The organism is Paenibacillus agricola, assembly GCF_011440305.1.
Classification (GTDB): domain Bacteria; phylum Bacillota; class Bacilli; order Paenibacillales; family NBRC-103111; genus Paenibacillus_S; species Paenibacillus_S agricola.
Window position 1 is genome coordinate 110,833 of sequence record NZ_JAAOIW010000002.1, and the last position, 13,136, is coordinate 123,968.

Here is a 13,136-nt window from a genome sequence, read left to right on the forward strand (position 1 = left end):
GCTTACTTGTCGTTGCTTACTGCTTACCACTAGCTACACAAAACTCAGCAAATGCTTACGAAGTAAGTTTTGCTCCGTAAAACTCTAAGGAGGTGTCCGTCATGACAGAGCCATTATTTACTGTCTCCAGGGAAGATTGGTCCCTACACCGCAAAGGGTATCAGGATCAAACCCGCCACCAGCAAAAAGTCCGAGAGGCTATCAAACAAAACCTTCCAGATCTCGTGACCGATGAAAGTATTATTATGTCTGACGGCAAACAAATCATCAAAGTGCCTATACGCAGCTTGGATGAATACCGGCTTCGTTATAATTACAACAAGAGCAAGCATGTAGGCCAAGGGGATGGAGATAGCCAGGTTGGCGACATACTCGGCGTTGACCCCAGTCCAGCCAAAGGGCCGGGTAAGGGCGAAGGTGCCGGGGACCAGCCAGGCGAGGATTATTATGACGCGGAAGTCCAGATGGAAGAATTGCAAGCGATGCTTTTCGATGAATTAGAGCTGCCTAATTTGCAGGAAAAAGAAAAGGACGTTCTCACTTCCAAGGAAGTGGTTTTTAACGATATTCGCAAAAAAGGGATCATGTCGAACATTGACAAAAAGCGTACCATTATTGAAAATCTTCGGCGAAACGCTACCGCGGGTGCGCCTGGCATTCATCATATTAATCCCGATGACCTACGCTTCAAAACCTGGGATGAAAAGGTGCTGCCGCAATCTAATGCGTTGATTATCGCGATGATGGATACATCAGGCTCCATGGGCTCCTTCGAAAAATATATGGCGCGCAGCTTTTTTTTCTGGATGACACGGTTCCTGCGCACTAAATATGAGCATGTGGAAATTGTTTTTATCGCCCACCACACAGAGGCTAAGGAAGTCACCGAGGAGGAGTTTTTCACAAAAGGCGAGAGTGGCGGCACGATTTGCTCCTCGGCTTACCAATTAGCGGTAAATATGATAGACAGCCGTTATCCTCCTGCGCTTTATAATATATATCCGTTCCATTTCTCGGATGGGGATAACCTGACCTCGGACAACGATAGGTGTGTGAAGCTAATCGGGGAATTGGTGCTGCGCTGCAACTTGTTCGGCTATGGCGAGGTCAACCAATATAACCGCAGCAGCACGTTAATGTCTGCCTATCGTAACATCCACGACCCCAAGTTCGTGCATTATGTCATTCGCGAGAAAAATGAAGTGTATAAAGCACTGCGCACCTTTTTCCCAGGACCGGGCACAGGGAGGGCTGTACAATGAGCAGCACCTATATGCAGGATCTTCATGTGGCTATCGACGAAATCACGGAAATTGCAAGCGGGTTCGGGTTGGATTATTATCCGATGCGTTATGAAATATGCCCCGCTGATATTATTTATACGTTCGGCGCTTACGGGATGCCTACACGATTTAGTCACTGGAGTTTCGGAAAAACCTTCCATAAAATGAAGATGCAATACGACTTCGGGCTAAGCAAAATTTATGAGCTCGTCATCAATTCAGATCCCTGCTACGCCTTCTTGCTGGATGGCAACTCCTTAATCCAGAACAAGCTGATCGTAGCCCATGTGCTGGCGCATTGCGACTTTTTCAAAAACAACGTCCGTTTTTCCAAAACGAACCGGAATATGGTCGAAAGTATGTCCGCAACGGCGGAGCGGATCCAGCAATATGAAGCCGAATATGGCACCGATGAGGTGGAACGGTTTATCGATGCGGTGCTAGCGATCCAAGAGCATGTCGATCCGTTAATTTCCAAGCCTTATGAGGCAGGACGGTATGGCGGGGGCAAGCATACCGAGCAATCCCCCGACCCGGATAACCGCGACAGAAAGCTCGGTTATGAGGACTTATGGGATTTGGATGCACCTGCCAAAAAGCCAGAGCCGCGCCACCAAGAACCCGCGAAGTTCCCGCTCCAGCCCGAGAAGGATCTGGTACTGTTTATCGAGGAGCATGCGCCCTATATGGCTCCTTGGCAGCGCGATATTATGACCATGCTGCGCGATGAAATGCTGTACTTTTGGCCGCAGCTGGAGACCAAGATCATGAACGAAGGCTGGGCTTCATATTGGCACCAACGGATTCTGCGGGAGCTGGATCTGAGCGAGGAAGAGACCATTGAGTACGCGAAGCTGAATTCGTCCGTCGTCGTGCCTTCCCAGCACAGCCTGAATCCGTATTATTTGGGTTTAAAAATATTCGAGGATATTGAGAAACGCTGGGACCAGCCCACACAAGAGGAGCGGGAGCGGTTCGGTCGCGTCGGTGGCGAAGGGCGGCAGAAGATCTTCGATGTGCGTGAATACGACTCAGATATTTCATTTATCCGCAACTATATGACCAAGAAGCTGGTCGACGAGCTGGATCTCTACGTATTCGAGAAAAAAGGCCCCGAGTGGAAAATAACCGATAAATCCTGGGAAAATATCCGCGACCAGCTGATTTATTCCCGCGTCAATGGCGGCTTCCCCTACATTGTAGTAGAGGATGGCGATTACGAACGCAACGGCGAGCTATACTTAAAGCATGCCTATGAAGGTATGGAGCTTGACTTAAAATATGTGGAACGCACAATGCCCTACATCCAGCAATTATGGGGCAAAACGGTCCATCTGGAATCGATTGTCGAGATGAAGCCGGTGCTGTTCAGCTATGACGGCAAGAAGCATAACCGCAAGTTTTTGTGAGGCTGTTGAGCTTCGATCAGCTATAATTTTGAAAGTTCAGCACAAACAAGCCGGTCGAGGGTTATTCTCGCCGGCTTGTTATTCTTTTTATAGCTTCGTACGATAAATAGCTTTATTCTCAATCCCCCGAATCTGTTGTGTCCATTCCTCCGTGTCTGGTGTGGAATCCAGCGCGTCCTCCACCATTTGCAGCTTGGCATCCAGCGCATCAATGTGGTGCAAGGCAATGGCCTCAGCCATTTGCGGCTGAACCGGACTCCCCCATTCTCCCAGGTTATGATGGGACAATACCAAATGCTGCAAGCCGAGCACCTTCGGTGAATCAAGCCCATAATCCAAACGAACAGCCGCTTCTGTAATCCAGTTGGACGCCATCGAGATATGCCCAACAAGCTTGCCTTGCACACTGTAATCGGACACGATTCCCAGCTGGGCAATCATTTCCTCCGGTTTGGCAATATCATGCAGAAGGATGCCAGCCTTCAAGAAGTCAGCATTTAGAAAAGGACGCTGCTTGCATAAAAAGTCCCCAAGCTCCAGCATCCGCACCATATGATAGGCCAAACCTGCAAAATATGCATGGTGATGCATTTTCGCTGCGGGATAATGCATCAGCTTCTCCTCTACTTTGTCCACACAAAAGGATACAATAGCGCGGATCTCCAGATCAGCAATGCTTGCAATCGTTTGTTTGATCGTATAAACAAGATCAATAGGGCGTATAGGAGCAGATCTAATAAAATCCGTCAGCGTCACCCCATCATCTTCCGCGGCTGGGCGGATTTTCATAATTTTTATCTGCAGCCTTTCACGGTACGTTTGGACAAGCCCTCTTATTTTCACAAGGCCCATTGGAAAAAAGGTTTCTTTATCCGTTGGACTGGCATCCCAGTATTTGGCCGGAAGCTGCCCGCTGGCATCGCATAAAACGATATCCATATAGTCTTTTGCAGGCGTGTTATTCGTTTGTTTGACCTCTAGCTCCTTTAATAAGTAAAAGCCTACAAATTCCTCTTGATCTGTCAGTTGTTTAATCAGTGTCACGTATATACCTCCATTTTAATTAGATGATAAGTGCAGCACAACTAGTGTTTAGTGATTGGGCATGTCTTTAATATGCCGCTATGGAGCGTTGGTCGGGAATAACAAAATTATACCACGACGATTAATGAGGGGATACGTAATTTACTTCAGCACATCAAATAGGGCATCCATAAGGATACCCGTTGTGTTTCTTCTACATTATCTATTAGCCAATTGCAGCAGGAAGTGTAAAGCCTAACCCTCCTATCAACTAAGCATATGCTTTTTCATTACATTCAAGTTTAATAGTGGTTAAATGGTTTAGCTCGGGTGTCAGGAAAAACCCGGCCAATCTTCGAAGTCGCATAAAGATAGTCCGCAGAACAACAGAATCCATTTCCGTGATCATACTTTGATTGGCGATAAAGTCCTGCAAACTGACCTTGATCAGATAATCACTGTCCTTTAATTTCACTACAAACTGCCGGCTTAAGTCATAACCATTATTGATTATGTAGCTAGTTTGGTGAATGGCACTTTGAAATAGATCGACACATCTCTCGGTGACCTGGACCTGCCTCGTCATTCCATAAGAATCCTTAATGGTGAGCAACCGTTTAGATGGATCTAAGGATTCTTTTTTTAGATATACAATTTCGTGGGCGCCCACGCCTTCCATAAGCAAACGAATAATAATGGCGTCTTGTGGATTGATGCATTGAGATTCAATAAAACGAATTTTTTCAAATGTACTGATAGCAAATCATCCCTTCAGGTATCTATATATGAGACTACAGGAATATTTTACCTTATAAAAATAAATATTTATACGATGAAAAAAGGGAAGTTTTGTCAGTTTTGAACGGAATACCCATATGCTTTTTGACAAAATAAACCTTCTCGCTATGTGAAATTAAAGTTGTCATTTTTATGTAATTTTATGTCGAACATAAAGCCTAACTCCCCATGGGACAAAGAAAACCTTCAGTTCCACTTTAAAGCGGAGTTGAAGGTTTTTCTGTATATCTCCGCAAATGGACGGGCTCCAGTCGGGACAGAAGTTCCCCATTTATCTGAACATTGCCCTGTCTACAGCTTCAAGCAGTCTATTATTTTGGATGGGCTTAACGACAAAATCGATAGCACCAGCCTTTAATGAATCTACAACCATATCGCGTTGCCCCATCGCTGAACACATAATAATTTTGGCATTGTGGTAGGCATTACATATTTTTCCAACCGCCTCCACACCCTCCATCACAGGCATTGTAATATCCATGATCACCAATTCCGGGCGGAATCTCCGATATTTCTCGATGGCATCCGAGCCATCAACCGCTTCACTCACAACCTCATGCCCAGCGTCTTCCAATATATTTCGCACCATTAATCGCATAAAAGCAGCATCGTCAACGACAAGAACCTTTGCCATAATGAACCACTCCTCTTCCCATTGTTGCATACCGTGAATCAACTCCAACAAGACCGACCGCATCAATTCCACTACTTCCATTATATAATAAGCATCTGGACAAAAACTGAACACAAGCACCCAATTTCTCCTAAAATGAATCAAATAAAGTCAAATCAAAGGTAAGTTTGAAACAAATTTGGGAAAACAGTAATATGAATACGATATATTGCTTTAAAAAAGTAATATGATATACTAATGATAGTTAATTAAGTTCAGCGAAAATGACTCTTTTCCAGGAGGTAATTGTAATGATCAACGTCTATCCAGCTTCCTCACGCTATTCAACCGACCACGGCTGGCTACAAAGCAATTTCAGCTTTTCCTTTGGTGATAGCTATGACCCGAACAATACCGAATTTGGTCCCTTGCGAGTATTTAACGATGATGTTGTTCAAGCGGGACGCGGCTTCGGAGCCCATCCCCATCGGGAGATGGAAATTGTCTCGGTCGTCTTGAAGGGACAACTGAAGCATGAGGATAGCACCGGTCAATCCGCTGTTACGACCTTCGGTGAGGTGCAAAGAATGTCCGCTGGCACTGGTATCATTCATTCGGAGGTTAATCCAGGTACAGAGCCTGTTCATATTTTGCAAATTTGGTTCACACCTAATGTCAGTGGCTTGGAGCCATCCTATGAAACTAGTAGCTTTGACACCGAATTATTGAAAAATTCGTTACTTCCCCTCGTTTCCCACAAGTCTGGTGAACATATCGCCCATATTCACCAGGATTTGACGATCTATATGTCCAAATTGGATGCGGGGCAATCTCTGGAATTTACCCAGGAGCCAGGACGGCGCATTTATGTAATGGTAAATGAAGGAGATTTGCTGCTTAACGGCGAAACCCTGCTTAACAAGCAAGATGCTGCCCGTATTGAACAGACTCCAAAGCTAACGCTTAGCACCAAAAGTGGCGTTTCCTTGCTGCTCATCGACCTTCCTTAGACCATGGATCTTACTCATTGTGCCTGAATAGAAAGGAGTGAACTTTCAACATGTCCGAACTTATTCAAAAAACATTGCTAATTAAACACGTAACAAGTCGTATGTTTGTCGATTCTAGAGTAAGCGGCAATGCTTTCAGCCTTTCTGCCCATGAGGGGGGCTGGAAAATTGTTGTTAAAGACATCCCGCTCGAGATAATGAATGAAATCAAGGCGAACCAAGCGGATTTAAACCTGTTTTATTTCGAGGAAACCGAAGAAGGGCAAACACGTTCCATTCACAAATGGTGGATCTATGATACCGTGCTGCCGGGGCTCGAGATCAATGAAAGCAGGAGCGAGCTCACGCTTATTTTGAACACCCGCACCGGCTATAGCAATGAGCATGTGAATAAGCAGTAGCAAGAGTAAGAGCCCAATGTGAATGCACATGGGCTCTTGTTTCTTTTGTAGGCAATCGCGTGTAAATGATAAATGATAATTCCATTGCTACGGTCCAAGTATCCATGATAGGATTACATAAAATGGAAATTTGGCAAAGAAACCATTTATCTTTGAAGGTAGGTGTAGCATGCATTTTTTGCTCAGCCGATTGTTCCATCGACTTGTTAAATTGAACAACCGCTTTTTAATTTGGAGCTCCATCGCGATGATCGGCAGCTGCTCCTTCCTCATTTATTGGCTCGAGCCTGATACGTATGGGAACCCTTTTAACGGACTATGGTGGGTGATGAGTACCATTACTACGGTAGGCTATGGCGATTTTTATCCACACACTGTTGCTGGTAAACTCGTCGGCATGCTTATTTTCATGTTCGGAATCGGGTTAGGCTCGATTTTAATTAGCAAACTGGTCGATACTTTTTTTGTATTCAAACGGAATAAGGAGGCAGGAAATTTGAAGTATACGGGGAGTAACCATTTTGTCATTATTGAGTGGAGCACCCATGCCGCCTCCGCTATTCAAGAAATTCTCCATACAGATGCAGCGGCGGAAATTGTGTTAATCGACGAGCGAGCCCAAACTCCAATATTACATGATAATGTTCATTATGTCCGCGGCAACCCGGTGCTTCCCGAGACGCTCCAGAATGCTAACCTCGCTGAAGCTAAGGCGGTATTTATTTTCTCTAAGGAAATGACGGAGGACGGTATGTTTTTACATGACAGCTCCTTTATTGATGGAAAAACGCTGCTCATCGCTACAGCCATTGAGCGTAACTACGCGGAAATTTATACAATCGTTGAAATCAAAGAACGGGAAAACATCCATAGCTTTACCCATATTAAGGTCAATGAATTTATACTCGGCGATGAAACCATTTCCCGACTAGCGGTTCGTTCTGCTTTTAATCCGGGTGCAGCCGCAATCATTTCGCAGCTCTTAACAAGCCGAGATGGCGAGGATTTATATGAGATTGCCCATCGGATCCATTGGCACCATTACCGAGATGCCTTTGAAGAGCTGCTGAATGAAGGTGCGACATTAATCTCAAATGGAAAAGAGCTGAATATTAACCGCCGGCTTGATGAAGAGATCCCCAAAGGTGCCCGCTTGTTTGTCATTTGTGATCACGCTACTTATTTGCGGATCTCTCCAATAGCCCAAGTTACCAAATAGGCTCAAAATCCTTGATCTCATCTAACACCATCTCTACCTCTTGCAAGACCTCAGGCGATAATGTAACACCGCTTGCCCCCAAATTTTCTTCAATTTGAGAAATGCGGCTTGCGCCTACAATAGCCGAGCTAACACCAGGCTGCCTAAGCACCCATGCAATCGCAAGCTGGGATAAAGTCAGACCAAGATTAGCGGCGATGCCCTCCAGCTTGCCCACGCTGATCAGCACCTTATCCTTCAAATAGCTGCTGATCCAGCGATTGATCTCGCTGTTGGCCGCGCGGCTTTCGGATGGAACCGGCTGCCCCGCTTTGTATTTGCCGCTCAGAATGCCTTGTGCCAATGGCGAGAACACAACCTGGCCCAGTCCCGCAGCTTGCGAAACCGGCAGCACTTCCTTCTCGATATACCGAACGAGCATATTATAAATCGGCTGATTCGAAATAAGCGGCCGCAAATTCCGCTTCTCCCCCATATGGACAGCTTCCGTAATTTGCGCTGCTGTCCATTCGCTCACCCCCGCGTATAATACTTTACCTTGAGTGATGAGATCATCCAAGGCACGAAGCGTTTCCTCCAAGGGAACCTCAGGATCATAACGGTGGCACTGGTACAGATCCAAATAATCGGCATTTAGCCGCCTCAGGCTTGCCTCGCATTGCTCCATGATGTGCTTACGGGATAAGCCTCTATTATTAGGCCCTTCTCCCATCGGAAAATAACATTTTGTAGCGAGCACATAGCTTTCACGGGCGAAGCCTTGCAAAGCCTCACCCACCACGATTTCCGAAGCACCCGCATTGTACGCATTCGCCGTATCAAAGAAATTGACTCCATGCTCGTAAGCGAATTTGATACAATCAATAGCCGTTTGTTTTTCCACAGCTGTTCCGTAAGTCAGCCAGCTTCCCAGCCCCACCTCACTTACCTTCAAACCGCTTCTTCCTAAATTCCGATACTTCATATGGCTTCCTCCTAATTTTAAAATAATTCAATTCCATATCTTACAGCCGGCATCCAAAATCAACTTGCCATTCGATCCTTCTGCCGGCATCGAAACTAAATATTCAATCGGTGTTTCATTGCTTATTTCAAAATCAATTCAACATGGCTGTAGCCTTCCCGCGATTTGGTAACCTCCAGCACAGCTGGGAAAGACGCCTTAATTTCCGCTACATGGGAGATGACGCCGATCATTCTGCCCATTTTTTGCAGGTCAATCAGCGTTTCGATCGCCTTATTCAGCGATTCCTCATCCAAGGTGCCGAAGCCCTCGTCAATGAACATCATCTCGATCGAAATGCCCCCTTGATTGGCTTGGATCACGTCGGTCATCCCGAGCGCCAAGCAGAGGGAAGCATTGAACTTCTCGCCACCTGATAAGGTTTTGACATCTCGGTTTTGTCCGGTATAGGAGTCGAACACATCAAGCCCTAAGCCGCTAGGGCGGTTATGCTTCTCTATGCGCTCACTGCGGAGCAGCTCGAATTGGCCATTCGACAAGCCACGCAGGCGAATATTCGCTGCCTGAAGAATTTGTTCAAAAAATTCGATCAAAATATACCGTTCAAAGGACATCCGCAGCGCATTATCACCCTTCAGCACCTGATGGATGTCAACCGCTTCACCATAGCTGCGCTCCGACTCGATCAGCCTGCCGCTCGTCTGCTCGACCGCAAGCCGCAAGCTCGCCGCGGCTTGCAGGTACGCACGAGCTTCCTTGTGGCGCTCTGCCGCTTGCTCCAGCTGCTCCTTAAGCGCTGTTAAGCGCTCAAGGAGCAAGACGACGTCTGCGCGCTCTTTGCCCGCCAGCGCCTGTGCCAGCTCGGCCATGGCTTGCTGTAGCGCTGACATCGCAGCTTTGAACTGCTGCAGCTGCTCCTTGAGCGCAAAGCGCGCGGGTTCCGGCAGCTTCGCTGCAAGATAGTCGGCCTCTGCGGTAAACCCGCATTTGGCTATCTCTTGCATGAAGCGGATATGTGCCGCTTCACTTTGCGCCGCTGCTTCCTCTAGCTGCTGCTCCATCTGCGCGAAGGTCGCTTGCTCCTGCGCCCATTTCAGCTGTGTTTGCGCATGCTGCTCCTGCGCATGCTTCCAAGCCGCTGCGTTAGCCTCCACCAGCTTCTGCTGCTGTTGCAGCTTGCTCGTCAGGCTTGGATAGGAGCGGAGCTCCTCCGCTATGCTCTCCAAGTCCTTGCTTAACGCTGCTTGCTTCAACGACCGCTCCAGCGTAAGCTTGCCCAGCCTATCTGCCAGTATCTGCTTCTCTTGGGTAAGCTCGCCCATTTGGTGATCGAGCTGCTCCAACGCCGCTTTGACGGGCACCAGCCTCTCAGCTTGCTGGGCCAGCTGATCGACTTCCTCCTTGCACTGCTTACCTTCGGTGACTACTTGCTGATAAGCAGTGTGGATATCCTCGTTAAACTCACCGATTTCCAGCAATTCTGTACGCTTTTCCGCAATGCTGGAGCTAGCTGCTGCTACCTGTGCTTCCGCCCGGCTGAATTCCTCCTGTGCAGCCTGAAGCTGCTTTTTCACGGCATCCAGCTGTTCACGTGTGGGTATGGTGCCCTCTGGTTGCACTTTATCCGGATGCTCCGTGCTTCCGCAAACGGGGCAAGGCATCCCATTATGTAAATGTGCAGCAAGGAGGCTAGCTTGGCCTTCGATCCATAAAGCCTCTTCCTGCTCATACTGTTTTACTAGCGCAGTATAGCTGGCTTGCCCTGCATGCTGGTGCTTGCTCCATTCATCCAATTGCAGCAGCAATTTACGCGTTTCATTCAACGCTGATCCCCGCAGCCTGAGATCAGTTAACCGTTCCCGTTTCGCGGGAAGCGCAGCGACTTCTTGCTCCAGCAGCTTGATCTGCTCAGCAAGCTGCTTTTTATCGACTAGGGCCTGTGCCCACGCCTTATCTGTTGCAGCCTGCTTCGCTATCGCGGCCTTTTCGCCTTCCTCCAGCTTTACAATCTCTGCTTGCCGCTCATGCAGCGATTTCACGATCGGCAGGGTCGCCTGCAGCTGCTGCAAAGCCTGCTCCGCAGCCTTGCGCTCGCCCTCTCTTGCTTGCTCGGCAAGCAGCTTCTGCTCCGCAGCTTGCTTGGCAAGTGTCGCCCGCTCCACCTCGGATGCTTTCAATCCGAGCTTGCTGGTCAGTGACAGCAATTGGTCACGAGCCCTGCGGCTCTGCTCCTCATAAGGCTCAATGCCGGCAGCTTTATCCGCCATCCCGAGGCGTCCCTCATCGCGTTCTATATCGGGCTGGCGCTCCTCCATCTGGGCAAGGGACAGCTGCTTTTTCGCCAAATCGGCAAAACGCTCATTCAACGCCTCGGCTTTATGATAGGCCTCCGTATCCTGCTCCACCTGCTTGTCCAAAGCAATCCGTGCCAATCCAGCTTGCTCCGCTATTTGCGTGTAGTGGACAGCCTCGCTATCCAAAGCCTGCATCACCTGGACGACATTATGAACCTCTTGCCCAAGGGTTTGCGCCAGCTCACTTTCTTCGCGAATAGGCAGGGAAACCGAAATTTGCCGCACCGTAAACTCAAGCTCGGCACGCATCCGCTCGGCAACATCTTTTTTCTCGCGGACTAGCTGCCTGAAACGGTCCTCAACCTTCTGGTAGAGCTCCGTGCGAAAAATACGCCGTAAAATATCCTCTTTATTTTCCGTATCCGAGGTCAGCAGCTTGCGGAATTCCCCTTGCGGCAGCATCACGATCTGGCTGAATTGATCCTTCGTTAATCCAATAATCTGCTGCAGCTTAACGTTGATATCCTTAATATTGAATCGGTCTACGCAAGGAACCGCAGTCCCGCTACTGATTTCATATAGCTCCGCCGTTGGCGGTGTTTCGTTCTTGTTGTTGCCTTTGCGGTAAGCAAGCTGGCGTACCACCCGATATGAACGCGAGCCGATTGCAAAATCGAACTCCACAGTCGTTGGCGTCTGCTCATCGGCAAAATGGCTGCGCAGCATCCGCGTCTCATATCGGTCCTCACCACTCGCTGTATCATATAGCGCGTAGCATATCGCATCAAAAATCGTCGTTTTTCCGGCTCCCGTATTGCCCGATATGACAAACAACCGATGGTGCTCCATCCGGCTGAAATCTATCGTTTCTTTCTCCTTATACGGCCCTAAAGCGGTCATCACCAAGCGCAGCGGCCTCATCCAGCTTCCTCCTCCTCGGCAACTGCCCCCGCATATACCTGCTGGAACAGCCTTTTTTTCTCCTCAGAGAGTGGATTGCCTCGAACCTGCCCATAAAATGCCGCGAATAGCTCGCCGGGATCGGCCTGCTTTCTTTGCACTTGGCTCACCTTTTCATCAGCAGCTTCCTGTGGGTTCATACTTCGGCTCCACCGCCGCTCCACATGCATCGCATTGGGATAAACAGCCCGTACCTTTTCCATCGGGTATAACACCGGATCTTCATTCAAAAGCGTAACAAACACATAATCCTCATTAAGGGGATGGCGCTCGATTTCCTCGATGCTGGCCTCAATCCTCCGCAGATCCCGCTTGGGGGTAAAACTTCTTTTTTCTATGGATGCCTGGCCTTGTCCATCAAGCTCCACCATCAAATATCCCTTGTTATGATGCTCTTCGGATATCGAATATTTCAGCGGAGAGCCTGCGTAACGAATCTTCTCCGCCCCCACATAGTGGGCTTGATGCAGGTGGCCAAGCGCCGTGTAATGGAACGGTGCAAAATATCCGGCTTGCACATATTCAGCTCCTCCGATCGATAACGGGCGTTCGGAATCACTGGTGTTCTCTTCCTTTTCGCCGTATGGCGTTACAAAAGCATGGCCTACATAGACATGGCGGGCAGCCGGATCCAGCTGCGCTGTAAGCCGCGTAACAATCGCCCGCGCTGCATCATCATGCGATCTAATTGTTTCATCTTTCAGCAGATAACGAATCTGGGCGGGATCCGCATAAGGCACCAGGTGAAAATGCACCTCGCCAAACTCATCGTGAAGGATAACGGGTTGATTTCGGAGCTGGCCTGACAGGTGCAGCCCTTGCCCTTTCATCATCGTCGTTGCAAAATTGAGCCGGTCCGGGCTATCATGGTTGCCTGAAATCGCGATGACCGGTGTTTGCAGATCGACCACGATCTGCTCCAGCAGCTGATCCAGCAGCTCTACCGCCTCGGTCGGCGGGACGGCGCGATCATAAAGATCGCCTGCAATCACAACGGCATCGGGACGCTCGGAAGCTACGGTATCAATGAGCTGCTGCAGCACGTGCTTTTGATCCTCGGTCATATAAATGCCTTGCACCAGCTTGCCAAGATGCCAATCGGCCGTATGTATAAATTTCAAGGCTAGATCCCTCCTTCGGTGGTTGGTACTCTCAGTAAATT

General features: G+C 48.4%; 11 protein-coding genes. 5 read left to right on the forward strand and 6 right to left on the reverse strand.

The features are described 5' to 3' along the window. The first annotated feature begins 101 nt into the window (after positions 1 to 101). Together yhbH and G9U52_RS04985 are read left to right on the forward strand one after the other, a co-directional pair. A complete protein-coding gene (yhbH, locus tag G9U52_RS04980; RefSeq protein ID WP_166146915.1) occupies positions 102 to 1,262 on the forward strand; it encodes a sporulation protein YhbH in 1,161 nt (386 codons plus the stop codon). After that, complete coding sequence (locus G9U52_RS04985; RefSeq protein ID WP_166146916.1) at positions 1,259 to 2,692, forward strand: SpoVR family protein; 1,434 nt, start codon at positions 1,259 to 1,261, stop codon at positions 2,690 to 2,692. The genes yhbH and G9U52_RS04985 overlap by 4 nt, the downstream gene beginning before the upstream one ends. A gap of 87 nt (positions 2,693 to 2,779) precedes the next feature. Here the strand turns inward: G9U52_RS04985 and G9U52_RS04990 are convergent, their stop codons facing one another. From G9U52_RS04990 to G9U52_RS05000, 3 genes are all read right to left on the reverse strand, one after another. Then, the gene (locus tag G9U52_RS04990; protein ID WP_166146917.1) at positions 2,780 to 3,736 is read right to left on the reverse strand and encodes a 3'-5' exoribonuclease YhaM family protein; all 957 of its coding nucleotides are present in this window, start codon (positions 3,734 to 3,736) and stop codon (positions 2,780 to 2,782) included. Positions 3,737 to 3,986: 250 nt separating this feature from the next. After that, the gene (locus G9U52_RS04995) at positions 3,987 to 4,472 is read right to left on the reverse strand and encodes a phage lytic cycle repressor MrpR family protein (RefSeq protein WP_375790233.1); all 486 of its coding nucleotides are present in this window, start codon (positions 4,470 to 4,472) and stop codon (positions 3,987 to 3,989) included. Between the two features lie 312 nt (positions 4,473 to 4,784). After that, a complete protein-coding gene (locus G9U52_RS05000) occupies positions 4,785 to 5,147 on the reverse strand; it encodes a response regulator (RefSeq protein ID WP_166146919.1) in 363 nt (120 codons plus the stop codon). Between the two features lie 290 nt (positions 5,148 to 5,437). Between G9U52_RS05000 and G9U52_RS05005 the strand changes: the two genes are divergently transcribed. The 3 genes from G9U52_RS05005 (at position 5,438) to G9U52_RS05015 (ending at position 7,756) form a co-directional block, all read left to right on the forward strand. Then, positions 5,438 to 6,136, forward strand: a complete 699-nt coding sequence (locus G9U52_RS05005; protein ID WP_166146920.1) for a pirin family protein — start codon at positions 5,438 to 5,440, stop codon at positions 6,134 to 6,136. 50 nt (positions 6,137 to 6,186) lie between these two features. Beyond that, the gene (locus tag G9U52_RS05010) at positions 6,187 to 6,537 is read left to right on the forward strand and encodes a hypothetical protein (RefSeq protein WP_166146921.1); all 351 of its coding nucleotides are present in this window, start codon (positions 6,187 to 6,189) and stop codon (positions 6,535 to 6,537) included. A 169-nt stretch (positions 6,538 to 6,706) separates the two neighbouring features. Next, entirely contained in the window at positions 6,707 to 7,756 is a 1,050-nt protein-coding gene (locus tag G9U52_RS05015; protein ID WP_166146923.1) for a potassium channel family protein, read from the forward strand. Here the strand turns inward: G9U52_RS05015 and G9U52_RS05020 are convergent. The 3 genes from G9U52_RS05020 to G9U52_RS05030 all read right to left on the reverse strand — a co-directional run bounded on the left by G9U52_RS05020 (position 7,746) and on the right by G9U52_RS05030 (position 13,095). Next, a complete protein-coding gene (locus tag G9U52_RS05020) occupies positions 7,746 to 8,720 on the reverse strand; it encodes an aldo/keto reductase family protein (protein ID WP_166146925.1) in 975 nt (324 codons plus the stop codon). The genes G9U52_RS05015 and G9U52_RS05020 overlap by 11 nt on opposite strands. Before the next feature lie 122 nt (positions 8,721 to 8,842). Further along, the gene (locus G9U52_RS05025) at positions 8,843 to 11,935 is read right to left on the reverse strand and encodes an SbcC/MukB-like Walker B domain-containing protein (RefSeq protein ID WP_166146927.1); all 3,093 of its coding nucleotides are present in this window, start codon (positions 11,933 to 11,935) and stop codon (positions 8,843 to 8,845) included. Continuing rightward, a complete protein-coding gene (locus tag G9U52_RS05030) occupies positions 11,932 to 13,095 on the reverse strand; it encodes an exonuclease SbcCD subunit D (RefSeq protein ID WP_166146929.1) in 1,164 nt (387 codons plus the stop codon). Before G9U52_RS05030 ends, G9U52_RS05025 begins: the two co-directional genes overlap by 4 nt. Between the last annotated feature and the right edge of the window lie 41 nt (positions 13,096 to 13,136).

Coding starts and splice junctions, on each gene's coding strand:
- yhbH (WP_166146915.1), top strand. CDS start 102: ATGACAGAGCCATTATTTACTGTCTCCAGGGAAGATTGGTCCCTACAC.
- G9U52_RS04985 (WP_166146916.1), top strand. CDS start 1,259: ATGAGCAGCACCTATATGCAGGATCTTCATGTGGCTATCGACGAAATC.
- G9U52_RS05000 (WP_166146919.1), bottom strand. CDS start 5,147: ATGGCAAAGGTTCTTGTCGTTGACGATGCTGCTTTTATGCGATTAATG.
- G9U52_RS05005 (WP_166146920.1), top strand. CDS start 5,438: ATGATCAACGTCTATCCAGCTTCCTCACGCTATTCAACCGACCACGGC.
- G9U52_RS05010 (WP_166146921.1), top strand. CDS start 6,187: ATGTCCGAACTTATTCAAAAAACATTGCTAATTAAACACGTAACAAGT.
- G9U52_RS05015 (WP_166146923.1), top strand. CDS start 6,707: ATGCATTTTTTGCTCAGCCGATTGTTCCATCGACTTGTTAAATTGAAC.
- G9U52_RS05020 (WP_166146925.1), bottom strand. CDS start 8,720: ATGAAGTATCGGAATTTAGGAAGAAGCGGTTTGAAGGTAAGTGAGGTG.
- G9U52_RS05025 (WP_166146927.1), bottom strand. CDS start 11,935: ATGAGGCCGCTGCGCTTGGTGATGACCGCTTTAGGGCCGTATAAGGAG.